Origin of the sequence: Paenibacillus sp. PSB04, assembly GCF_025809195.1 — a bacterium.
In the GTDB taxonomy this organism is placed as follows: domain Bacteria; phylum Bacillota; class Bacilli; order Paenibacillales; family Paenibacillaceae; genus Paenibacillus_AQ; species Paenibacillus_AQ favisporus.
The window spans coordinates 3,083,061-3,106,985 of record NZ_CP081301.1; the positions used below are offsets into that span (position 1 = coordinate 3,083,061).

At 54.5% G+C, this 23,925-nt stretch carries 20 protein-coding genes; 10 read left to right on the forward strand and 10 right to left on the reverse strand.

The window, feature by feature from the left end; genetic code table 11:
- Positions 1 to 29: 29 nt before the first annotated feature.
- On the forward strand, positions 30 to 1,403 hold the full coding sequence (locus tag K2F33_RS14205; RefSeq protein WP_263882046.1) for an N-acyl-D-glucosamine 2-epimerase: 1,374 nt from the start codon (positions 30 to 32) through the stop codon (positions 1,401 to 1,403).
- A gap of 80 nt (positions 1,404 to 1,483) precedes the next feature.
- On the opposite strand, the gene K2F33_RS14210 is transcribed toward K2F33_RS14205, so the two are convergent.
- On the reverse strand, positions 1,484 to 2,227 hold the full coding sequence (locus K2F33_RS14210) for an SDR family NAD(P)-dependent oxidoreductase (protein WP_263882047.1): 744 nt from the start codon (positions 2,225 to 2,227) through the stop codon (positions 1,484 to 1,486).
- A 239-nt stretch (positions 2,228 to 2,466) separates the two neighbouring features.
- On the opposite strand from K2F33_RS14210, the gene K2F33_RS14215 reads away from it, so the two are divergent.
- Entirely contained in the window at positions 2,467 to 3,012 is a 546-nt protein-coding gene (locus K2F33_RS14215; RefSeq protein WP_076173656.1) for a glutathione peroxidase, read from the forward strand.
- Positions 3,013 to 3,287: 275 nt separating this feature from the next.
- Here K2F33_RS14215 and K2F33_RS14220 read toward each other — a convergent pair whose 3' ends face one another.
- The 3 genes from K2F33_RS14220 to fdhF form a co-directional block, all read right to left on the reverse strand.
- Positions 3,288 to 4,205, reverse strand: coding sequence for a polysaccharide deacetylase family protein (locus K2F33_RS14220; RefSeq protein ID WP_263882049.1), 918 nt, complete (start codon positions 4,203 to 4,205; stop codon positions 3,288 to 3,290).
- Positions 4,206 to 4,764: 559 nt separating this feature from the next.
- Positions 4,765 to 5,259: a helical membrane plugin domain-containing protein gene (locus tag K2F33_RS14225; RefSeq protein ID WP_263882050.1), complete on the reverse strand. Its 495-nt coding sequence runs from the start codon at positions 5,257 to 5,259 to the stop codon at positions 4,765 to 4,767.
- An 18-nt stretch (positions 5,260 to 5,277) separates the two neighbouring features.
- Positions 5,278 to 8,220, reverse strand: a complete 2,943-nt coding sequence (gene fdhF, locus K2F33_RS14230; RefSeq protein WP_412973984.1) for a formate dehydrogenase subunit alpha — start codon at positions 8,218 to 8,220, stop codon at positions 5,278 to 5,280.
- Between the two features lie 328 nt (positions 8,221 to 8,548).
- Here fdhF and K2F33_RS14235 point away from each other — a divergent pair, with 328 nt between their 5' ends.
- The 4 genes from K2F33_RS14235 (at position 8,549) to K2F33_RS14250 (ending at position 11,987) form a co-directional block, all read left to right on the forward strand.
- Complete coding sequence (locus tag K2F33_RS14235) at positions 8,549 to 8,896, forward strand: Na-translocating system protein MpsC family protein (protein WP_076173660.1); 348 nt, start codon at positions 8,549 to 8,551, stop codon at positions 8,894 to 8,896.
- A 7-nt stretch (positions 8,897 to 8,903) separates the two neighbouring features.
- Positions 8,904 to 9,710 carry a formate dehydrogenase accessory sulfurtransferase FdhD gene (gene fdhD, locus K2F33_RS14240; RefSeq protein WP_076173758.1) on the forward strand — a complete coding sequence of 269 codons (807 nt, stop codon included), beginning with the start codon at positions 8,904 to 8,906 and terminating at the stop codon, positions 9,708 to 9,710.
- A 99-nt stretch (positions 9,711 to 9,809) separates the two neighbouring features.
- Positions 9,810 to 10,823, forward strand: coding sequence for a GTP 3',8-cyclase MoaA (moaA, locus tag K2F33_RS14245; protein ID WP_263882052.1), 1,014 nt, complete (start codon positions 9,810 to 9,812; stop codon positions 10,821 to 10,823).
- 348 nt (positions 10,824 to 11,171) lie between these two features.
- Positions 11,172 to 11,987 carry a formate/nitrite transporter family protein gene (locus K2F33_RS14250; RefSeq protein ID WP_263882053.1) on the forward strand — a complete coding sequence of 272 codons (816 nt, stop codon included), beginning with the start codon at positions 11,172 to 11,174 and terminating at the stop codon, positions 11,985 to 11,987.
- On the opposite strand, the gene K2F33_RS14255 is transcribed toward K2F33_RS14250, so the two are convergent.
- On the reverse strand, positions 11,972 to 12,874 hold the full coding sequence (locus K2F33_RS14255; protein WP_263882054.1) for a LysR family transcriptional regulator: 903 nt from the start codon (positions 12,872 to 12,874) through the stop codon (positions 11,972 to 11,974). The genes K2F33_RS14250 and K2F33_RS14255 overlap by 16 nt on opposite strands.
- A 219-nt stretch (positions 12,875 to 13,093) precedes the next feature.
- Here K2F33_RS14255 and K2F33_RS14260 point away from each other — a divergent pair, with 219 nt between their 5' ends.
- A complete protein-coding gene (locus K2F33_RS14260) occupies positions 13,094 to 14,128 on the forward strand; it encodes a YeiH family protein (protein WP_412973985.1) in 1,035 nt (344 codons plus the stop codon).
- A 93-nt stretch (positions 14,129 to 14,221) separates the two neighbouring features.
- On the opposite strand, the gene K2F33_RS14265 is transcribed toward K2F33_RS14260, so the two are convergent.
- Together K2F33_RS14265 and K2F33_RS14270 are read right to left on the reverse strand one after the other, a co-directional pair.
- Complete coding sequence (locus K2F33_RS14265) at positions 14,222 to 14,656, reverse strand: hypothetical protein (protein ID WP_076173665.1); 435 nt, start codon at positions 14,654 to 14,656, stop codon at positions 14,222 to 14,224.
- 72 nt (positions 14,657 to 14,728) lie between these two features.
- Positions 14,729 to 14,893, reverse strand: coding sequence for a hypothetical protein (locus K2F33_RS14270; RefSeq protein WP_167372908.1), 165 nt, complete (start codon positions 14,891 to 14,893; stop codon positions 14,729 to 14,731).
- Positions 14,894 to 15,251: 358 nt separating this feature from the next.
- Between K2F33_RS14270 and K2F33_RS14275 the strand changes: the two genes are divergently transcribed.
- Positions 15,252 to 17,156, forward strand: a complete 1,905-nt coding sequence (locus K2F33_RS14275) for a sensor histidine kinase (RefSeq protein ID WP_263882055.1) — start codon at positions 15,252 to 15,254, stop codon at positions 17,154 to 17,156.
- Between the two features lie 85 nt (positions 17,157 to 17,241).
- On the opposite strand, the gene K2F33_RS14280 is transcribed toward K2F33_RS14275, so the two are convergent.
- Together K2F33_RS14280 and K2F33_RS14285 are read right to left on the reverse strand one after the other, a co-directional pair.
- A complete protein-coding gene (locus K2F33_RS14280; RefSeq protein WP_263882057.1) occupies positions 17,242 to 17,481 on the reverse strand; it encodes an NHLP leader peptide family RiPP precursor in 240 nt (79 codons plus the stop codon).
- Positions 17,482 to 17,555: 74 nt separating this feature from the next.
- A complete protein-coding gene (locus K2F33_RS14285) occupies positions 17,556 to 18,485 on the reverse strand; it encodes a hypothetical protein (RefSeq protein ID WP_263882058.1) in 930 nt (309 codons plus the stop codon).
- Positions 18,486 to 18,726: 241 nt separating this feature from the next.
- On the opposite strand from K2F33_RS14285, the gene K2F33_RS14290 reads away from it, so the two are divergent.
- Complete coding sequence (locus K2F33_RS14290) at positions 18,727 to 20,640, forward strand: sensor histidine kinase (RefSeq protein WP_263882059.1); 1,914 nt, start codon at positions 18,727 to 18,729, stop codon at positions 20,638 to 20,640.
- 63 nt (positions 20,641 to 20,703) lie between these two features.
- Here K2F33_RS14290 and K2F33_RS14295 read toward each other — a convergent pair whose 3' ends face one another.
- Positions 20,704 to 20,958, reverse strand: a complete 255-nt coding sequence (locus tag K2F33_RS14295) for a hypothetical protein (RefSeq protein WP_263882060.1) — start codon at positions 20,956 to 20,958, stop codon at positions 20,704 to 20,706.
- Positions 20,959 to 21,370: 412 nt separating this feature from the next.
- Here K2F33_RS14295 and K2F33_RS14300 point away from each other — a divergent pair, with 412 nt between their 5' ends.
- Positions 21,371 to 23,914: a beta-mannosidase gene (locus K2F33_RS14300; protein WP_263882062.1), complete on the forward strand. Its 2,544-nt coding sequence runs from the start codon at positions 21,371 to 21,373 to the stop codon at positions 23,912 to 23,914.
- Positions 23,915 to 23,925 lie beyond the last annotated feature (11 nt).

Genomic DNA, 23,925 nt, shown 5'->3' on the forward strand with positions numbered 1-23,925 from the left:
ACGGCTTTAGATTTGCGAAAGGAGGAACCATGAACGAGAGCAGGGTGATATCAAGACCATGGGCGCTGGAAGGGCCCAGCATTCAAATCGACCCGCTGTTTCCTTATTATGCGGACCGCTCTGCCGAGAGCATCGCCGAAGAGATCGAGCTGTCCGGCTACCGGACGGTGCATTATTTTGTCGTGAACGAGAGCAGGGTCCGAACGGACATCATTGAGGCTTTTCACGCCCGGGATATTGCCGTATGGGCGCTTGTAATCGGGAACGGAACGTTCGCCACTGAACATCTCCCACGGGAATGGCGTTCCTGGCGGATGGGGCTGCTGAAGGAGCTCAATGACGGCTTTGAACGGTTTTCTCCGTTCTCGGCATCTTACATGGAATGGAAAAAGGAAGCGGTCGCCCGGGTCCTACTGGACCATCCGTTTGACGGCATTGAGATCGCCGAGCCCTATTTTCCGGAATGGGACGGCATCCGCAGAGGGGTATACGGCGACGTCGGCCCCCACGCGAAGCAAGCGTTCCGGGATAAGTACGGCCATGATATTCCCGAATTTCTGAACAAGCGGGCGGCTAACTATTATAAAAAGATACCTGACATCTACGGCAAATGGATTACTTTCCGCGTGGACGCCGTGAACGGACTCATCGATGAAATTATAAACGGCAGCGGAGGCGCAAGAAGTGTCCGCCCGGATATTGCCGTAGCGACCTGGTCGCTGGCGGTTGACGGCGGAGCGGTATCCACCCTCCGGCTGAAGGAATGGCAGGGGCTGGATGCGATTTCGATGATCGGGAAAGTCCGGCCGGATATGCACGTGCTTCAAACCCACTGGCCGGACTGGATGAAGCGCCATTTGCCGCCGCAGTACGCGGGAGGATACGAAAGCTTCGCCGCACCGATCCGGGCCGCTTATCCCGGACTTCCCCTTGGCATTCAGGCTGACATCGGCTCCCGGAGCAGCATGGTGAAGAACCGGCGCTGGCTCAATGACTTCCAGAACACGGTTTACGAGCTCGGCTACGATACGTGGACGGCGTACGAATACCATCTCGGCGGGTATATGTATGACGAACCGCCTGTCCCTGTGAAAGCCGTCATGCGCGGAGAACAGGAGCTGACGGTTTCGTTCAACAAACGGATAGATCCGGATACGCTGGGGACGGTGCTGTTCTTTGCGGAGGAGAACACGGAGGCTGGACCGCTGGCCGGCATCACCATCGAGCAGAGGGCCGTCGACGGCAACCGTTTATGGCTGCGGGTGAGCGGGTTTCCACAGCGGCCTGTGTTGGTCGAAGTCAGCGGGATGCGGGATACGCCGGGACTATGGCATGTGAAAGGCAAAAAGTCGGGCGAAACCCCGATCGGCCACAGGCTGAAAGTAGAGCAGGATCGTGGGTAATAGAGGAAGCTGAGCATGAAAAAAAGCGTCCCGGCGGCAGCGATGCCGCCAGGACGCTTCTTTTATACTTGCCGTGGGCATTATTGGGCGGTGTATCCGCCGTCTACCATCAGGCTCGTTCCGATCACGAACGAGGAGTCGTCGCTGGCCAGGAACAGGACGGATTTGGCTACCTCTTCCGCGGTGCCGAGCCGGCCGATCGGGTGAAGCTCCACGAGCTGCTGCTTGGCTTCCGGCGGAAGCGCCTTTAGCAGCGGCGTATCGATATAACCCGGGCAAACGGCATTCACCCGGATGCCATGCTTGGCGTATTCAATGCCGAGCGTCTGGGTGAGCAGCACGACGCCGCCTTTGGCCGAGCCGTAAGCGGTAACTCCCGCCTTGGCCGCATGGCCGTGGATCGAAGCGGAGTTGATGATCGCACCCCCGGTACCCTGTCTTAGCATTTGGACTACGGCGTGTTTATCCGACAGGAAGACGCCTGTCAGATTGACGTCGATCGTACGCTGCCATTTGTCCAGCGACAGCTGATCGGCCGGTTCATCGTTGGCCACGCCCGCATTGGCAAACATAATGTCTAGTTTTCCGTATTCCTGCACGGTCCGTTCCACCAGCGCCTGGACTTCCTCCTCCTTGGTCACATCCACCCGGACGTAAATCGAGTCGTACCCTTTTTCTTTCAAATGGTCGGACACTTCCTGGCCCGCTTCCGAGCGGTCGGCCACGACGACCTTGGCGCCTTCCTGGGCAAACAGACGTGCGGTGGCTTGTCCGATCCCGCTGGCACCGCCCGTAATGACCGCTACTTTACCGGAAAGTTTCATACCTCGCGTCACTCCTTCTCACAGCAATTGTCCGTATCCGTCACCGGAATCGGGTTCATCTTTGTTAATTTACCCATTTTTCTGAAAATATTAGCCGACGCTTTGGAGATACCCTGAGAATAACATGCCGCGGACGGAGCAAAAAGAGCTTGCTTTCCGGAAAAGATGGTGGTACATTCGATATATAAATTGTGTACAATTTAATTTTATAAAATATAATTAAGGTGGAGGATGAGACCATGAGTATTTATAATTTTACAGCAAACAGCATTCGCGGCGCGGAAAAGGAACTTTCGGAATATAAGGGGGACGTGCTTCTCATTGTGAACACGGCGAGCAAATGCGGGTTCACCCCGCAGTATGCCGACCTGCAGAAGCTGTACGAGAAATACGGTGACAAGGGATTCAAGGTGCTCGGATTTCCAAGCAACCAGTTCGCCGAGCAGGAGCCTGGAAGCAATGAGGAAGTCGATACGTTCTGCCAAATTAACTATGGCGTGAGCTTTCCGATGTTTGAGAAGGTGGATGTGCGCGGAGAAGACAAGCATCCGCTGTTTGCTTACTTGACGGAGAAGGCTCCGTTTAAGGGGATCAGTACGGACAATTCCGAAGGGAAAATGCTGCAATCGTTCCTTGAGAAGGAACAGCCTGAGCTGCTGGAAGGGGACGATATCAAGTGGAACTTCACCAAGTTCCTGATTGACCGGGAAGGACGGGTGGTGGAGCGGTTTGAGACACCGGTCGGTCCGCTGGAGCTGGAATCGGCCATTGATGCGCTGATCTAAAACACTAAGGATTGTTAGCCGCTATCCATTCCAGTGGCGGCGCCAAACGGCCATTTGGATAGAATTGCCTTGAATTTTAATGTATTCTGAAGGTAATTTTCAGGTGTTTTTAAGAAAACTCTCATATAATGCACTCATACCCCTTTTATATATGAATTGACCCTAGGCACGGGACTAGGGTCTATTTTTTTGTCCATTTTTCGGTAAAAGGCTTCGTCCGGGGCGGATGAACGCCGTTTGTATGCCCCGTCCCCGCACACCCGGCAGGCCAGGACTTACGGATTCTGGCGCCGCCTGCGCAGCTGAAGCTGCTGCAGATTGCGCCAGGAGATTTGCCGGATGCGCTGGCTTCGCATCACTTCGCGGATCCAGGGATCGCGGAAAACTTGCAGCTCCATGCCGCGCTTCAGCCACTCATGATGGATGGCCATCAGCTCATCCGTAATGACGGCCGGATGGATATACAGCTCGCTGACTCCGGCCTGGAGCGAGCACAGCGCATCCGCCACGCTTTCCCTGAAGGCTTCGTATGTTTCTCCCGGGCGCAGAGAAAAGGGCAGCTGGATTAAGTGATCCGGAATGACGACCCCTAAAGAGTCCGCTTCACGGACCCGTGCCTTATGGATGCGCCGGGCGGCGGAAGGCAGTTGGAGTGAAGAGGGAATATGCCTTGGCAGCCGAAACGGAAGACCGTTTCCCGCACAGACGCCAAGGACGAGTGAGAGGAAATCCCGCCCCGTTTCCAACCCGTACAGGCTACCCATATGATTATCGAGATGGGTCGGATTCAGCCCCATGCGCCGGGCGAGCCGGATTTGGCCAATGATTTCGGCGTGCACCTCGGCTGCCTGGGCCCTGGTCTCCACCGTGCGGCAGTCGCGGGGAAAGTATCCCTCATTCGTAATGAGGGAGGACACCGTCTGCCGGCGTGTGACCGGCCCCCAGCGGTAGGTGTCCCACTCGCTGGTAAAGGTCAGATGGACACCGACGTCCACGTCCGGGCGCGAGGCCGCCCACTTGGCGGCCTCCTTGGCCCAAGGGCACGGCATCATGATCGTTGCCGAGGAAATAGCCCCTTCGGCAAGCAGCAGCTGGATGCCCGCATTGGCCGAGTGGCACATGCCGTAGTCATCCGCATTGATGATCAGCAGCCGCTCATCCGGCGGGAAGCCCAAAGCTTGAGCGAGGTTCAAGGGACGTCACCTCCTAATTGAATACGTATTTCCATGCAGGGAGAGGATCATTATCGAACGAAGAGGGAACCAGCGGTTCAAAAGTTTAGGAGAATCAAGGCCGAGGGATTCGAATCACAATAAATAACAACGAAGAAAAGAATAAAAACTGTGAAATTTTAACCACCAGTTTCATTTCTTCACCTAAATCTGCTAATCCAAATAAAATATGAACTACGGACACTAAACCGGTAATGATTAATATAATCCATGCGAGTAAATACACAATTTCCCCTCTTTTTATATGATGTGAACAATGGCTCTGGGTTGACGATCCTGTAGATCACGCACGCCATCAAGCATTTTTGGCAAAGGCGTTAAAACACTTATATTATCAATGATGTATTTATATTTGTAAATATATGTAATATTATACGAATGGCAAGATTAAGCTCGGCAACGAAAGAATTATCCTTTGAATTATTGAAACTTCAAAAACGAAAAGGACCCTTTGCGGCACTCCCGCAAAGGGTCTATTTCATCTTGCTACTTCTATCCGTTTGTTTTTATCGGCTTACGATCATCGATTGTTCTCACTTGACTCATTCCCCAGGCCTTTGCCCATGCCTTTCAGAAACCGCAGCCCGAAGCCGATCGCCCGGTTCACGTCGGGATCCTTCAGCGCATTCATGAGGGAGAAGACCGTCACCTTTTTATCCTGCGGCTGATTGGCTTCCTCCAGGCCCTTGGCCACACTGCCGAGCAACTTCGCCGTCTGCTCCGGATCGATAGCGGCGAGGGCGCCGGCGGCGGCCATACCGTTGTTGATCATGTTCGTCACTTCCGGCCGGGTGGCCTGGCCCAGGACGATTTCGGCCACTTTGGCTTTGGCCTTCAGCAGTGACTCAGCCGCTTCCAGAATGCCGCTGTCGTGCAGCTCGCTAAGCACCCCGATGGCTTTTTCCAGCGCCAGCTCATGCTCGGCGATCGAATCCGTCAGCTGCTCCAGCGACTGCTGCTTCAGCTCTTCTTCCGTCAGCTCGCGTTTTTTGATGTATGAAATCGGTTGTGCCATATAGATTCCACCTTTCCTTTAATCGACGAGCGATACATAATCCGGCCGGTTCCATTTCCGGTGCACCTCGACGCCATCCTGCGGGTAGCGCTTCTTGTTGCGTGGATTGGTCAGCGGCAGCGGATTGGTACCCTTCACGTTCAGAATCTGCATCCGCACGCGCGTCTGCTTATAGGCCGGCGTGTGCGTGCGCACATCGACCGCATTGCCGGTGAGCAGGTTGACCGCGTTTTCGTGGCTGACCGAGTGCATCGGTACGTACAGCTCGTTGCGGTGGACGCGGTCGGTAATGACCGCCTTCAGCTTGATCGCGCCGTAAGGAGATTCGAGCCGTACTAGGGATCCGTTCTCGACGCCTCGTTCGGCGGCCAGCTCAGGCGATACTTCCACGAACACTTCCGGCAGCTTCAGATTGATCCCGTGCGATTTGTTGGTCAGGTTGCCTTCATGGAACTGCTCCAGCAGGCGTCCGTTGTTCAGAACGAGATCGAATTCGGCCGGATATTCCACCGGCGGCACGTAGCCGACCAGCGAGAAGCGCGCCTTTTTGTCGGGGAAGAAGAAGCCGTCCGTATAAAGCAGCGGTGTGTGTTCCCCGCTCGCCGAGCCCCAGATGAAGCTTCCCCAGCCTTCCAGCACGTCATAGCTGCACTGGGAGAAGAACGGGGTCAGGCTGGCCATTTCGGCGAAAATTTCGCTCGGATGGGTATAACCCCAGTCATACCCGAGACGCTTGGCGATCTGGGTCGTGATCCACCAGTCCGGCTTAGAGTCGCCGAGCGGCTCCAGCACCTGATACAGGCGCTGAACGCGCCGCTCCGTATTGGTAAAGGTGCCTTCTTTCTCCAGTGACGGCGCGGCAGGCAGAATGACGTCGGCGAACTGGGCCGTCTGCGACAGAAATACGTCCTGCACGACGAAGAAGTCGAGCTTCGCCAGCACCTCGTGCACGTGGTTGGCGTTGGAGTCGACCCAGGCCATATCTTCGCCGACGAGGTACATCGCCTTCATGTCGCCCCGGTCGATCGCATCGATCATCTGGATGTTGTCCATACCCGGCTGCGGCGAAATCGCCACGCCGTAAGCTTTTTCGAACCGCGTCCGCGCCTCGTCGTTCGAGACGTGCTGGTATCCCGGCAGCCAAGGCGGCAGCGTGCCCATGTCGCAAGCTCCTTGCACGTTGTTATGTCCGCGCAGCGGGTAAGCTCCGGCGCCGGGACGCATGTAGTTGCCCGTAGCGAGCAGCAGGTTGGAGATGGCCGCCGACGTGTGCGATCCGGCGATGTTTTGGGTGACGCCCATGCCCCAGCAGATGACAGTGCCGTCGGCGTCGCGGATCATCTCGGCGATCGAGATGAGCGTCTCCTTGGCAATGCCGGTTTCCTGCTCGGCGTACTCGAGCGTGAAGGTGTCCAGCAACTGCTGGTATTCGGCAAATTGATTGACATACTGGTCGATAAACGCCTGCTTGTGCCACCCTTGGTCAATCATGTATTTCGTGACCGCCGTCAGCCATACGAAGTCCGTACCCTGCTTCGGACGGATGAACAGGTCCGAGCGCTCGGCCATCTCATGCTTGCGCAGGTCGGCGACGATCAGCTTCTGGCCGTGCAGCTTGTGCGCCCGCTTGATCCGGGTCGCCAGGACCGGATGGCCCTCGGCCGGCGCGCAGCCGATCAAGATGACGAGGCCGGCTGCCGCGATGTCCTGGATCGTGCCGGCGTCGCCGCCGATGCCGACCGTCGACATCAGTCCGTCCGATGCCGGAGACTGGCAGTAGCGGGAGCAGTTGTCCACGTCGTTCGTTTCAAACACCTGGCGGGCCAGCTTTTGGATCACATAGTTCTCTTCGTTCGTAATTTTCGAGGAAGAAATAAAGCCGACCGAATGGTTGCCGTACTCCTTACGGATGCCTCCGAGGCGTTCGGCAACCAGGTTCAGCGCCTCATCCCAGGTAGCTTCGACGAAGGCGTCTCCCTGCCGGATCAGCGGGGTCGTAATCCGCTCTTCGCTGTTGACGAAATCCCAGCCGAATTTGCCTTTAACGCAGGTGGAGATCGCGTTGACCGGCGCGTCGTGGGATGGCTGTACCTTTAAAATCTTCCGGCCTTTGGTCCACACCTCGAAGGAGCAGCCGACGCCGCAGAACGTGCATACCGTTTTGGTCTTGCGCGTGCGTGTGTCCCGCATCGCCGCTTCGATTTCCGAAACGGCGAAGATGCCGCTGTATCCCGGCTCCACTTCCTTGACGAGGTCGATCATCGGATTCAGCACTTCCTCGTTGATGCCTGTCATGAAGCCGGCCTCGCCCAGCATTGATTTTTCCATGAGGGCGTTGCACGGGCAGATGGTGACGCATTGGCCGCAGCTGACGCAGGACGAGTCGTTGATATCGACCCCGTTGTCCCACTTGACCCGCGGGATGTCCGCTTCCCAATCGATGGAAAGGGTTTCATTCACCTGCAGATTTTGGCAGACCTCGACACACTGTCCGCAGGCAATGCATTGATTCGGGTCATAACGGTAGAAAGGATGGGACATATCGACTTCCGAAGGTTCGACCTTCGGCCGGTACGGGTACTTCTGGTGCTCGATTTCCATCATTTCGGCGGTATTGTGCAGCTTGCAATTGCCGTTGTTGTTGTCGCATACGGTGCAGTAGAGCAGATGGTTTTCGAGAATCCGGTCCATCGCTTCCGTCTGTGCAGCCTTGGCGGATGCGGAAGACAGCTTGACGTTCATTCCCGAAACGGCAATGGTCGAGCAGGCGCGCGCAAGCTTCCCGTCGATTTCCACAATACATGTGTCGCACGTCTGGATCGGGTCTACCTCAGGGACATAACAAATTTGCGGATGCGACAGGCCGGCAAGATTGATCGCCTCGAGCACGGTCATGCCCGATGTGACTTCCACCGCCTGTCCGTCGAGCGTAATGTTAACAAGATTTTGGTTCACGAACATAAAACCCCTTTTCACCCCAATGTTAAATGGAGCCGCCAAGCGTCCCGGTGATTGCAGCGCTTCGGCGGGTGTCCATAAGCTAAAGAGCAGGCCATAAAAACAAAAAAACTCCACTAAACCCGTCTCCGCTAATCATTGTGCGCGGCAGGTTGTAGTGGAGTAACCGATTAGCATTGGCCTACTAATGGATCATTCCGGCGCCTGTATGGCATAAATGTATTCTCGTCATGATTATACTACGCCCGGACAGAAAAACAAGGTTGAATTATTCTGTACAATCCTACTAAGATTTAGTATAGTGTTAAACTTGTGATGAGGTGAGAATGGGATGAAGAAGGAAGTTGCGTTTAACGATATCATTCGCAAAGTGAGGAAAGATACGTTCGGAAAAGGTCCGGAACGCATTCATACCACGTTTGTCGAGAACATGGCGATCACCCGGATGCACGGCAATTTCACACCTACTGAAAAGTTTATCGCACAGTCCGAAGACGGCAAGAAGATGGTGCACAGCGCGAGAACACACATGATCAAGGAGCTGTACAAATCCCAGGTCCCGGAAGGGCTGGAGGAGCTGTGCGGATCGAAGCTGATCCATCTGTTTACGGATATCAAGGTGGAAGAAGACATGGCCGTTTCGGTCTTTATGTTCGAGAAAAATATAGAGCAGGGATGAAGCGATGATGGAGGCTGTGACGAGCAGGCCGGGCATGATCCGGTACGAGCAGGGAAAGATGGAGGAAAAGACCGACTTGGTCGTGAACGAGCATCCGGTAACGATCAAAATCAACGGCGAGGAATTTGCGACCCTCGTCTGTACGCCCGAATACATTGAAGATATGGCTGTCGGTTATCTCGCATCGGAAGGTGTCATTTCAAGCATTGAGGAAATCAAGGACTTATGGGTTCAGGAAGAGGAGGGGTTCGTTCACGCGTCTGTAAGCAAGTGGAGTCCTCTCCATCGACAGCTATACAGCAAAAGGTACGTCACGTCCTGCTGCGGCGCCAGCCGGCAGGGCTTTGTGTTTTTCAATGACGCGAAAACGGCCAAGGTGCTGGATCAGGCTCCGGTGGAGCTGTCCTTTGACGATTGCTTCCGGCTTGTGCGGGAGATGCAGGAGGGAGCCGAGACGTTTAACCGTACAGGCGGTGTGCATAACGCCGCTTTGTGCGACCGAAACGGGATCCTTCTGTCGAGAATGGATATCGGGCGGCATAACGCGCTGGATAAAATTTATGGTTACTGCCTGAAAAACGACATCGCGGTGGATGATAAAATTATCGTGTTCAGCGGCAGAATTTCCTCGGAAATATTGCTGAAGGTGGCGAAAATCGGCTGTGCCGTCATCCTGTCCAAATCGGCGCCAACTGAGCTTGCGCTGGAGCTGGCGGACAATTTGGGCATTACCGCCGTCGGCTTTATCCGCGGCCAATCCTGCAACGTGTATACCCACCCGCACCGCATTGTGGAGTGCAGGCCGCAATCCTGAGCGGCCTGCCCCAGGCGTACCTGCTGCAGCAGCACGAATTGTTTTGGGCACCAGCCCACATCAAGGGAATTTGCAGCTTCAAATGAAGGAGGGATCATCATGGAAACCCATGATCAATACAACCGTATACTCAGAGATTTGAGGCTTTCCGTGACGGACCGCTGCAATTTCCGCTGCCGGTATTGCATGCCCGAGGAAATCTTCGGCAAGGATTACGCTTTTTTGTCCAGGGAACATATTCTCAGCGTCGAGGAAACGGTGCGGATTACGCGGATATTCACCCGCCTCGGGGCCCGCAAAATCCGCATCACCGGCGGCGAACCGCTGCTGCGCAAGGAGCTTCCGGATATTATTCGGGAGGTGTCCCGGATCCCTGGCGTGGAGGACGTTGCCTTGACGACGAACGGCAGCCTGCTCGCCCGGCACGCCCGGACGCTGCGTGAGGCGGGCTTGATGCGCGTCGCCGTCAGCCTGGATGCGCTCGATGACGACACTTTTTTGGCGATGAACGGCGGAAAGGCCAGGGTGGCGCAGGTGCTGGAGGGCATTGACGCCGCCGCCGAAGCAGGCCTGGCTGTGAAGGTTAACATGGTGGTGCAGAAGGGCGTCAACGAGCATGCCCTGCTGCCTATGGTCCGCTATTTCCGCGAGCGGGGCCATATTTTGCGCATGATCGAATATATGGATGTCGGCAATACGAACGGTTGGAACTGGGATCAGGTCGTCAGCAAGCGCGAGATGCTGGAGCGGATTCACGCCGAATTTCCGCTGGCGCCTGCCGATCCCAATTATGAGGGAGAGGTGGCTTCCCGCTTCCGGTTTCTTGACGGCCAAGGCGAAATCGGCGTCATTTCATCCGTCAGCGACGCCTTCTGCTCCACCTGTACGCGGGGCCGATTATCGGCGGACGGCATGTTCTACACCTGCCTGTTCGCGACGAAGGGGCATGACCTGAGGGAATGGCTGCGTTCAGGTGCAACCGACGACGAGATCGCGGAGCATATCATGGCCATTTGGGAAGGACGGCATGACCGGTATTCGCTGGACCGCGGTAAAGCCGGCACCGGTACGGGCCGGGAAGCCAAGGTGGAAATGTCCCGGATCGGCGGATGACGGCTTGTTCCGGTCTGGCTTCCTAGAATGTACATCGATCAACGTTTTCTTTAAAATTGTTGACAAATTTATGAACAGGTGTTTATCATATGTATGAAATGTCATAGACAAATGGGGTGGTTGTAGGGACTGCACCTGCCCTATTCGTTACGTGTCATGTGTGTTTGATCTCCCTATAGGAATCGGGTAGGGGAATTAACCGCTGTCAATCAACTTTCGGCTTCAGGGCCGGGGTTTGATTTGTGGCGGTTTTTTTGTTGTTGGAAAGAGCAAGGGAAAGTGGATCTGGTTGCGAATCACAGGCTTTTATCGAAGAAAGTTACGAAGAAAAATGGAAGGAATGGTACGATGTCGTCTTTTTATTCACCGCAGCAAATTCGTGATATTGCCATTGAAACAGGGGAGAAGAAAGCCAGACTGCCGCTGCCTGCGGTTCTCATTCTCGGCTTCCTGGCGGGTGCTTTTATTGCGCTTGGTTTTCTGCTGGATATCCGTGTCATCGGAACGGCTCCGAAGGAATGGGGCTCGGTCGCCGGATTTCTGGGTGCAGCTGTCTTCCCGGTAGGGCTGATCCTGACCGTCCTGGCCGGAGGGGAACTATTGACGGGGAACATGATGACGCTTCCAATGGCGTGGTTTTCCCGTAAAATCGGCTTTGGCGCCGTCCTCAAGAACTGGATTCTCGTTACGGTCGCCAACTTTATCGGGGCGGTGTTCGTCGCCTATTTCTTCGGGCATGTCGCCGGGCTGACGGAAGGGGCGTTTCTGGCCAAAACGGTTGCTGTGGCCGAAGCAAAGGTGCATGATTCGTTCCTGCAGGCTTTTGTGTCGGCCATCGGCTGCAATTGGCTCGTCTGCCTTGCGGTCTGGCTCGGTTACGGCGCGAAGGATGTTACCGGAAAAATCGTCGGGATCTGGTTTCCGGTCATGGCGTTTGTCGCCATCGGCTTTCAGCACGTGGTCGCGAACATGTTCGTCATTCCGGCTGCGATCTTTGCCGGACAGATGAGCTGGAGCCAGTACTTCCCGAACTTCGCGGCGGTGTTCCTGGGCAACCTGATCGGCGGAGCGGTCTTTGTGGCCCTTGCGTATTTCGCCGCTTACCGCCAGCCCGCCGGCTCCATGCTGCCTCTGGCCGAGAAGGCGAATCATAAATCGGCGTAATGCCGCTTGGCGTACTGCTCCAAAATATGCACGAATTTGAGCAGCGCCATGCCGGCTGGCTGATCTTTGCCTTGAACCATCAGCAGATCCCGGCTGAGTTTCATCCCTTTCAGCTTGACCTCGCACAGCTCGCCGCTGCCAAGCTCCTTGCGGACGACCCAGCGGGACAGGACAGCGATGCCAAGGCCCGCGGCGGCCGCTTCCTTGACACCCTGGCTGCTGCTGAAGACAAAGCTCCGTTTGACCGCAAGTCCGCCCTCCTCAATCAGCCGGTCGCTGTAGGCCCGCGTGCCCGAACCGCTTTCGCGCAAGACCCACACCTGGTCCTGCAGCATGCCGGGATCAATCGATTTGTAGGTGGTGAGGGGATGGTCAGGCGACATCACCAGCACCATTTCGTCCTCCATGAACGTGGTCAGCTGCACGTCCCTGGCGGTCGTGCTGCCTTCAACCAGACCGATGTGAAACCGCCCTTCGCGGATATCATGCACGATGTTGTCGGTGTTGCTGATGTGAACCTGCACGTCGACGTCGGGGTACTGGTGCGCATATTCGGCGAGCACGGCGGGAAGGATGTATTCGCCGATCGTAAAGCTTGCACCGATGCTCAAGGAGCCGGTCACGACATCCCGCAGCAGATGGATCTCCTGCTGGGCCTCCTCGTACAGCGCCAGCATCTGCTTGGCCTTCCGGAACAAGATTTCGCCGGCCTCGGTCAATCTGACCTGCTTCGGGGACCGGAGCATCAGCTTCGCGCCAAGCTCATCTTCCAAGTTCCGGATGTGCAAGCTAACCCCCGGCTGGGACAGATGGAGCAGCTTGGCGGCGCGGGAGAAATTGCGCTCTTCGGCGACGGTGATGAAGACCTTTAGTGTGTCTGTGATCATGGCGTGGACTCCTGTTCATCATTTCTTCAGCGGCAAACAAGGCTAAGGCGGCGACTGAAGATTACACTCAGTGTAACGTGGGGTAGGGCTGCAATCAATCATAAGTTATCCTGATGATCGGGATAGCAAATCGGTATTTCCCTTCCGGAGCCGGACATTCTATAGTGAGCGTATCGATAGCCGTTTGAATGACCAGGCTACGGACGGGAGGAATGAATCATGATTGCATCTCAGGGATCGGCCCTGCCGCGCAGAAAGCGCAATTTGAACGCTTATATGCTGGGGCTCTGCCTCACCTTTGTATTATCACTGCTGGCCAAGGGGCTGGCGCTGCTGCCTTTTCTGGGCATCATGGGGCAGCTGGTGCTGGCCATCCTGCTTGGCATGGTTTACCGGGCATTCGCCGGCGTGCCGGAGTACGCGATGCCCGGCATCGCCTTTTCCAATAAAAAGCTGCTCAGGCTGGGCATTATTTTGCTCGGCATGCGGCTGAACCTGGCGGACATCGTTCATGCCGGGCCAAAGGTTCTGCTGCTGGCTGCGGTCAATATCAGCGTGACGCTGCTTGCGGTATACGGCATCGCCCGGCTGATGAAGGTCGATCCGGTCATGTCGCTGCTGGCCGCCTGCGGTTCGGCCATTTGCGGGGCGGCCGCCGTGGCCGCCATCGCGCCGCAGGTTCGGGCCAACGAGCAGGAGACGGCGGTCAGCGCCGCGGTAGTTGCCCTGCTCGGCACCTTGTTTACGCTGCTGTACGTCGGCCTGTATCCGCTGCTCGGCCTGTCGCCGGCCGGATACGGCGTGTTTGCGGGCGGCACGCTCCATGAAGTCGCCCATGCCATCGCGGCAGCAGCGCCAGGGGGCAAGGAGGCCGAAGATATGGCCGTCATCGTCAAGCTGACCCGGGTGGCGCTGCTCGTGCCCGTCGCCGTTCTCATCGGCCTCTGGAGCAGCCGCAAGGGCGGGCGCACCGCACCGGGGGAAAGAAGCCGTATTCCCATCCCCTGGTTTGTGCTTGGCTTCCTGGCGATGAGCGGCATCCATACGCTGGGCATCCTGCCCGAATCGGCTGCCTCGCAGATCGTCACGGCAGCTTATATGCTGATGGCGATGGCCATGGCCGGTCTTGGCCTGAACGTCGACTTCGCCGTGTTCGGGCGCAAAGGGGGTCGGCCGTTCGCCGCAGCGCTGCTTGGCTCCTGCCTGCTTGCCGGCGTCGGATATGTGCTGGTCAAGGCGCTGGGATTAGCATAAACGCCGGAACGTACCGGCCAACACCTAAAGGAGGACTCCGGCCGGGAACGGCGGAGTCCTCCTCTTTTTTACAAACTTAAATGATCGTACCGGCTACAGTTCTTCGGAATCATCGCCGTCATATCCATTGATCAGGTCCGTTCCGTGCATATCCTCCACCATGGCGATCGCGGAAGGATCGACCGGACTGTTCGCCGAAATGTCGTCCGCATCCGGAACGTCCGGCAGCTCTTCGTCCTCCGTCAGTTCATTCACGGCCGAGGATTCACCGGCGTACGCGCCGGACGTCCCGGCAGAGGCTTGAGCCGAGTCCCGGCCCCCAAGCTCAGGACTCATGTCGGACCGGACATAGAATTCCACGTCCTCCGCTTCCGGCTCACGGCTGATGCTTTGCTTGGTGTATGTTCCCGTATCCTTGAAGTCATCCCGGGGCAGCTCAAACTCGGGCGGAAGCTCGCGCTGCTGGTCGTACCGTTCATAGGTCAAATCGGCATCGCTTTTCATATTCTTATTATACTCATCAGCCATGTCATCCATCTCCTTTGGCGTATTTTCTTTCCTTACCGTTACCCGAAATGAGCCCGTATATCCGCTCCCGGATTAAAACTTAGGAAATACGTATCGGATCAAGAAGTAGAGGAAACCGAAAAAAATAATAATGTACGCGGCGTATTTGATAAAAGTGGCTGCTACAAGACTGGAATCGGACTTCTGCTGAACTTCCTTATGCTCAACCTCAACGTTGTTCCGGCGGAATTCACTCATGGGTAATCCTCCTTTCAGCGCAGATCGGGAAGTCTCTGTCGTTTGCTACTTTAATAAACGTACCCGCTCAAGGTGAAACATCGTTACCATACTTAGGAAAAAGTGGTATGATTAAATAAGTCCCGGCTTGTGTAGCCCCGAAGGCAGTTGTGCTAAGGTTGATGTCAACCCGGGGATTCTTATGTTTTCAAATGCATAAATATAAAGAATGGCGGCAGTATGATCGAGTTTTTATGTATATTTATGCAAATGATATATTTTTTGACGATGCCCGAAAGAACAGGAAGGAGTGGACGATGATGATAGCGAATCTACATAGCAGTTGAAATTTTACAAATATTAACTTTTGAGGTGTTTTATGAAGGGTTTCCCCAAATCCGTAATCACGAAGCTGGCTCTGATCGCTTGCCTGACCCTGCTGTTTGTGACGGTACCGGTATTTGCTGGGGCGATGCAGACGGGTGGAGAGCGTTGGATTACCGAGTGGGAGGTCAAATGGGCGGACAGCCCGGATCTTGCGGTAGTTCCCGGATCCGTAACGGCAAGCGAAGGCTGGAGCCCGAATCAATCCGGCATGGCTTTGCCGAAGAGGCCCGGAACATCATCGACATTATGGATCAGAACGAAGCTCCCTGCCTTGAACTGGGACATCCCCTCCATGCTTATCCCTAAGATATACGGACAGAACATTGCGATTTTTATCGGCACGACCCCCATCTACGAATCAAACCGCGACTATATTTACGATAACAACAAAGTGTTAACTCCCCTTCAGAGAAATGATTCCGATAAAATACTATACATAGGCGTTCAATCCGCCAAGGACCGCATCGGACTGCGCCACGGCATTGAACTGGGCAACTATCCGGAATTGCTGGACAACTACGTCAAGAGAGACCTGATCGATATCATACTGGGCTGCGCGTTTGTCTTTATTGCGCTCGTCATGCTCATTTGCTCGGTTTTTTTGAAAAAGGAGCAGAACGCCTCCTGGATTTCACTGAGTCTGGTGATCGCCTCCGCCGGAGTGCTGGTCATCACGTATTCCCCGTTTCTTTATACCTTTTACAAGGATTACGGCAAGCTCTACACCCGCCTATGGGATGTCGCGCTGTTCGTGCTGCTTCCGTCACTAACCTATTTTATCGAACGGATCTTCGGCAGCGGGTACCGGTCGGTGATCAAGAAGCTGTTGTATTTTCAAATCGGATATTCGGCATTCTGCCTGCTCTTCATGCTGGCGAACATCGTGCTAAACGATAAATTATTCGGTATCCATTACTTTCTGTCGGTCCGTGTTTTGGGAATCGTTATGATCGTACAAGCCGTGCTGCTCGTCAGCAATTCGATCATCCATGCCGTGAAAGGGAACCGGAGCGCCGAGATTCTCACCGTCGGTTTTGCGGTGTTCGGCCTGACGGTCATTGGCGAAATGGTCTGGTTCTATTTGAAGGACGGCAACTATGACCTGTTTCTGTGGAAGTGGGGGGCGGCTGTATTTATCATTTCCCTGATGCTGATCCTCGGCCGGAACTATACTATCAATCACGAACAGATTGTAAAATATTCAAGGGAGCTGGAAATGTTCAACAACGAGCTGCAGCGCTCCGAGAAAATGGCCATCATCAGCGAATTGGCCGCATCCGTCGCACATGAGGTCCGGAACCCGCTTCAGGTGACACGCGGTTTCCTGCAGGTGCTGACCAAGAAGTACAGAAACCAGGATAAAATCTATATGACGATGGCCCTGGAGGAGCTGGACCGGGCCGCAAGCATCATCACCGACTTCCTGACCTTTGCCAAGCCGCAGTTTGAACGGATTTCCGTCCTGAACGTCAAAGAGGAGCTGGGGCATGTGGAGGGCGTCATCGTACCGCTTGCGAACCTTCAGGGCGCCCAGATCGACATGCGTGTTCCGGACCATCTGCAGGTGAAGGGGAACTCTTCGAAATTTAAGCAGGCTTTTATCAATATGGTGAAGAACAGCATCGAGGCGCTTAACGGAGACGGTCAGATTAACGTATGGGCTTACGAAATGGACGAGCGGGTTGTCATCCATATTCAGGACAATGGGGAAGGGATGAGCAAGGAGGAGCTTGCCCGGCTGGGCGAGCCGTATTTCTCCAACAAGACGAAAGGCACCGGACTTGGTCTTATGGTTACGTTCCGGATCGTGGAAGCCATGGGAGGAAGTCTTGAATTCAAAAGCGAAAAAGGGGTGGGAACCGAAGCGGTCGTCTCCTTTCCATCAGCGGCTGTATAAGCCGCTTGACGGTAAGGTGGCGAACTTCACTGTTCCCAACCCTTTCATCATTTATGTATATTCAAGATGAGGTGTGTAATCTCAATTACCAGGAGTATTTCGGCGCCGCGGCCGCTCTGACCGTTTCTGTTGGATTTGGGGGAAGCACGAGATAAAACTCGTTGGATGATTCCTCCACTGTCTTTACTTTGATGTGTTCAGGTAAAATAATACCGAGCACTTCTTTGATTGCGGCCTTAGGGTCGGCCAGGAGTCTTTCCTTGAAACTTGGGTCTTCCCAGGCTTTTTGAATAACTTGGTTGTGAAGGATAGCTTCTGCTGTCATTAGAATCACCCTTTCAACAAAATGGTTAATATTACCTTTATAAGTATACCATGGAATAAATTATAAATCTATCATTATTTGATATGATTTAACAGCCATAAACTTAATCCGCCTTTTTGCAAGGCGTTTCTCTCATCTTCGATCCGGTTTGCGTCGTCCTGAATCGACAGCAGAATATGCTCGTGAAAAGAAAGCAGCTGGGGAATGCTCAATGGGGTCTGCTTGATGTGCTCATGGTTGGCTTCCGCCACGGCGGTGTATGAGCGCAGAATGCCGTGAACGGCAATATAATGCTCGACACGATCGGCAGTGAGCGGTCCGCCTTGGGCAAACTGCGACCGGATCAGCGAGAGCAGGCTGTTATAGCTGCCTTCCTCAAGATCTTCCCGCCAGTCGGCCCAATCATCTGCCATTTGCAGCGTAGCCAGTACGTGTTCGAGCAAGTCGGTCACGGCCGGAATTTGTTCCTCCCCGCCCGACAGGAGCAGCGCTCCGGTGCTCGACAGCTTCAGCGGCGCAGCCTTGCGCGCGATAAACAGCGGATTCACGCGGAAATAGTCGGCCGTGTGCTCATTGGTAACGGCTTCAGCCCATTCATGCAGGTACTGCCTGAAATAGGACCAGAACCGGGACGCTGAGGGGAAGTAGCCGCGATAGATGTCGAGAAACTGCAGGTACAGCAAATTTCCCAGCGGCAGCTGCTCCTTGTCCTGGGGCGAGGAGGAATCCATGCAATCGTCCTGAATGAAAAAATAGAGCATGGCGCAAACGTTGCCGATCGACAGCTTCCGGGCGTCTTCGGCCGAAAGTCCTGCCGTTTCCATCAGCCAGAAGGGCAGCAAATAGCAAATATAGTTTTTGGCGCTGTTTTCTTCGAGCGGGTTAAAATGGCTTAAATAGGAAAGGCCTTTCGTGTTCAAAGGAGAAGGGAACGCGGCAATGATGCACTCGGTTTCGCGGAATACATACGACAAATCGGCTTCATAACGCTCTAACCATTCCATATAATCACCTTTTTTAGATAGAATTGTTGTTCCAAGCGGCGGTATCCGGTGCTGAAGACCTCATTGAGCCGTTGACTGGTTATGAATATGGGGTTGTGTGTATGTTGTTATATGAAGTTTAGTTGAGGTTTTGATTAGTTTAGCATATATTTCCAATTTATGAAATCCGAAATTGAAAGAACCGGATGCGAGGCTGCAGACTGCTGGTTCCGGTACACTAACATTCGGTAGAGGTGCACATATGAAAGCTTCGAGAAAATACGGCATCATCGCGGCGGCGATATGTATAGTCATCCAGCTTGTGCTTGCCGCCTCCTGTTACGGCAGTTCCGAACCGGCTCTAAAGCCGCTGACGGACTGGCGGTTCACATGGGAGGGCGGAGGTACAGGCAGCCGCAGCACGGACGGCATCGGGCCGGCTTCCGGGTGGGAGCCGTACCGGATGAAGCAGCCGCTGCAGTTAAGCACCGGGGAAGAGAAGGCGGGATGGTTCGAAACGAAGCTGCCGGCACTCATCTGGAATACGCCTGCCATTTTGCTCAAACCGGTTTATGGAATCAAAATCGACATCTACGTCGGTCAAGAGAAACGTTACGAAATCGATCGGGATTACCGGTATGATGTTCATCATATCCTGCTTCCGCTGAGCCGTGAAGACGCCGGTCAAACGCTGCTCTTAAAAATCCAAGGGGGAACCGGCCGGATCGGCATGGACGGTCCCGTGTGGGCCGGCGATTACCAGACGCTGCTGACCAAGCTGATCAAGGCCAATCTGGGTGATATCGTTTTGGGAAGCTCGTTTATATTCATTGCGCTGATTATGCTGATTTCGGCTATACTCCTGAACCGGAGTGAGCGGAACAGTTGGCTGTCACTGACGGCAGTCATTTTGTCGATCGGGCTCATGATCCTGACTTATTCTCCTTTTGTGTACAGTCTGTTCAGAAGCTATGGAGAATGGTTTCAGGTCGTTTTTGACCTTGGCCTGCTGTCGCTCTTACCGGCGATAACCTATTATTTTGAAAGAACCATTGGCCCTGGCTACATGTTGATCATTCGGATGTGCCGTAAATTCCAGGTAGGGTACTCGCTCTTTTGCCTCGGGTTTATGGTCATCAACCTGCTTAGCGGCAGCCGTTTCTCCGATATTTATTATTTCTTTTCCGTCAAGGTGCTCGGCTGCATTATGATCGTTCTGCTGATGATTTTGGCGGCCAGCGCGATATCCTACGCCGCCAAAGGAAACAGGGACGCAGCTGTGTTTGCTTCGGGATTTGCCTTGTTTGCCATCCCGGCGCTGGGTGAACTTGTCTGGTTCTATGTACGCCAGGGGGACTACGTGCTGTTCTGGTGGAAATGGGGAGTTCTTGGCTTCGTGATCAGCCTCATCATGATCCTTGGCCGGAAGTTTGCCCATAATCATCGGCAGATTGTCGTGTATTCCCGGGAGCTTGAAATGTTTAACAGCGAGCTGCAGCGGTCGGAGAAAATGGAAATCATCAGCGAGCTGGCCGCCTCGGTTGCGCACGAGGTGAGAAACCCGCTTCAGGTCACCCGCGGCTTTCTGCAGCTGCTGCAGGAGAAGTCAAGGGACCGGGAGAAAGAGTATCTCCGGCTGGCGCTTGAGGAACTGGACAGGGCATCGGGGATTATTACGGATTTTCTTACATTTGCCAAGCCGGAGGCGGAGAAGGTATCCCTGCTCAATGTGGGGTATGAATTCCGGCATATCGAGGGCATCTTGATCCCCCTGGCTAACCTTCAAGGCGGCCGGATGACGACGGATATTCCCCAAGACTTGTACGTTTACGGCAATTCGTCGAAGTTCAAACAGGCCTTTATCAATATGATCAAGAACAGCATTGAAGCGCTGCGGGAGGAAGGCCACATTCAAATCCGGGCTTACCGGGAGAACGGCCAGGTCGTCATTCGCGTCGCCGACAATGGAGAGGGGATGGAGCCGTCAGAGGTGGCGAGGCTCGGCGAGCCATATTACTCCAACAAATCGAAAGGAACCGGGCTCGGACTGATGGTCACGTTCCGCATCATTGAGGTGATGCAGGGAAAGATCGAGATTGAGAGCAAGAAAGGCGCCGGTACGGTGATGACCGTCCGTTTCCCGGCCGCCGCATCCGGCGAACAGGGAACGGAATAATCCCTTGATCCGCATACACTGGAACAAAAAAATGGCGCCTGTATCGGCGTCATTTTTTTACGTTTAAAATAGCTCTTCAGGAGCGTTCCCTCCATGGAGGTCTCTCCAGGCCAGATATAAGCTGATCGTTGCGGCAATAAGAAACAGAAAAGCGGAAATAAAGGCAAGCTGCTTTCCGATGCTCATCGCACCGATACTTCCGCCTGCTCCCATTCCCGGGGTTGCGGAGGGGACCAAACCGCTGATTCGAACGGGCTTCGCCGGTTTTGATCTTGATTTAACCCGCTTCCTTGGCTTTGCCGATTTCACTGGTTTCACGTTAAGACACTCCTTTGCGTGAGAATCCTTCTTTAAAAAACGATGACAGGGTGCTTTAACGAACTCACAGTAAGTTATGTTACTGCCGTTCGGGTCGTTCCGAGGCCAAGAGAAAATAGACTGGGGAAAGAAACCGATGTATGTTTGATCATCTGAAATCGATTTATACAGCTTGTCGCCGCAGCTGAAGCCAGAGGTCTTATTGCAGTGTATGATGGGGCGGCCGAGATGTTATCTACAGGAGCAAAAAAATAGGGTCCCGTTGGCCCTCGTGCCGTCCCTTCCCGGTGATCTGAAGATGTTGAAAACATCCGGCTGGTGGGGAAAATGATCATTTACTAGATTGTTAGTTTTGTTATAATAAATTATGCTAACTTTCTTTGGACAATACGAGCAATGGCAGGAGGATATCATGGACAAAACGCAATGGAACATCAGCAGCTGGAGCTTTAAGGCTTGCAAGGACCAGGAATGGATGGAGGCGAAGGTACCGGGCTGCGTACATACGGATCTGCTGGCCAACGGCAAAATTCCGGATCCGTTCTACGGAACGAATGAGAAGGAAGTGCAGTGGATCGATAAGCAGGATTGGGATTACGAAAGCCGGTTCGATTTGCCGGAGGAGCTGCTGTCCCTTCCGCATCTGGAGCTCGTCTTTAAAGGGCTTGACACCTATGCGGACGTCGCCGTGAACGGCAAACCTGTTCTTCAGGCGGATAATATGTTCCGCACATGGAAGGCCGATGTCAAGGATGTGCTGCAGCCGAAGGACAATACGGTCCATGTTCGTTTCCGCTCGCCGGTTCAGGAGAATCTTCCTAAGCTGGAGCGCCTCGGCTACGATTTGCCGGCAACGAATGACCAGTCGGATGTCGGAGGACTTGGAGACAGGAAAATCAGCGTATTCGCCCGCAAGGCGCCGTATCATTACGGATGGGACTGGGGTCCTCGTTTCGTGACCAGCGGCATTTGGCGGGATGTCTATATTGAAGGATGGGATCACAGCCGGATTCAGGATGTGTACATCGATCAGACGGAGGTTACGTCAGCGTCCGCAAAGATAACGGCCGTGATCGAGCTGGAATCAGACCTGGAAGGGGAAGCGCTGGTTCGCCTGAGCGCGGACGGTCAGACTTGGGACCAGCAGGTCCAGCTGTCACAAGGCACCCAGACGGTGGAACTCCCGCTGGTGATCGACAATCCGAAGCTGTGGTGGTGCCGTGGACTCGGTGAGGCGAATTTGTATGAGTTCCGTGCGGAGCTGATCGTTGACGGCGGCGTGGCAGCCGAGAAAAGCGTTAAAACGGGCCTGCGCTCGGTCAGGCTGGTCCGCGATAAGGACGAGGCCGGCTCTACCTTTTATATCGAGCTGAACGGAGTACCGGTGTTCGCCAAGGGTGCCAACCATATCCCGAACGACAGCTTTATTACCGAAGTAACCTACGAACGCTACCGTCATGAGATTGCCAGTGCAGCAGCCTCCAACATGAATATGCTTCGCGTCTGGGGCGGGGGAGTTTACGAGCAGGATGCTTTCTATGAGCTGTGTGACGAATACGGCCTGATGGTATGGCAGGATTTCATGTTTGCCTGCAGCATGTACCCCGGCGACGAGGCATTTTTGGAAAATGTGCGGCTGGAAGCGGAGGAGAACGTCAGACGTCTGAGAAATCATCCTTCGATTGTTTTATGGTGCGGAAATAACGAAATCGATACGGCCTGGTCCCACTATTCCGAAAATACCGGCTGGGGCTGGAAGCAGCAGTATACTCCGGAGCTCCGCGAGCACCTGTGGCAGGATTACGAGGCGATCTTCCACCGGATTTTGCCGGAAGCGATTACTCGTTATGCGCCGCAGGCCGATTACTGGCCGTCTTCGCCGATGATCGAGCTGACCGGGGACATTCGTCAGCATGCGACGAACAGCTCCACCGGCGGGGACATCCATTACTGGGGCGTATGGCACAATGTGGAGCCGTTTGAAAATTATAACGTGTACATTGGGCGTTTCATGAGCGAATACGGTTTTCAGTCGTTTCCGGAATACAAATCGGTTCGCCGCTATGCCGAAGAGCATGATTTGGCCCTGGAATCCGAAGTGATGCTGGCCCACCAGAAGAACGGGCAGGGCAACCGTCTGATCAAGCAGTATATGGATATGTACATGAACGAGCCGAAGGATTTTCCGTCCTTCCTATATATGAGCCAGGTGCTGCAGGCGGAAGCCATGAAGATGGCGATTGAGGCGCATCGCCGCAAGAAGCCTTACTGCATGGGGACGCTGTATTGGCAGATGAACGATTGCTGGCCGGTGGCTTCCTGGGCGGGAATGGATTATTTCGGCCGCTGGAAGGCGCTCCAGTATTACGCCAAACGCAGCTTCCGCGACGTCGCCGTTTCCATCGACGGTACGCGCGGCGATGCATTGGACATTTACGTCCTTTCCGATGTGCTTCAGCCGCTGTCTGGAAATCTTCGCCTGCAGGTCATGGACCTGAAAGGGAACGTCCTGCAGGAAACGGCGGAGAGCTTCAGCATAAGCGCGAACATATCGGAAAAGGTGCATACCTGCTCCGTGGAGCAGCTGCTGGGTGGAAGCCGCCCTCAGGAAACGTTTCTGCTCGTCCAGCTTGAGGTGTCCGGACAAGTGGTGGACAGCAAGGAGTATTATTTCGTGCCGGCTAAGGAGTTCGCGTTCGCCAAAGCGAATATTACGGTACGGGAGGAAGAAGGCAGCCAAGGTCATACGCTGATCCTTACAACGGATACGCTGGCCAAACAAGTATGGATTTCCAGCGAGGCGGAGGGCAGCTTCAGCGACAATTTCTTCGATTTGATTCCGGGCAGGGAGCAGCGCGTGCAGTTTTACGCCCGTTCGGAAGGGAAAGAGCCGTTCATCCCGGCCAGACCGGGCCGGATCGAAGTGAAATCGATGGCGGACTTTATCGTAAAGTAGGATATTTGCAT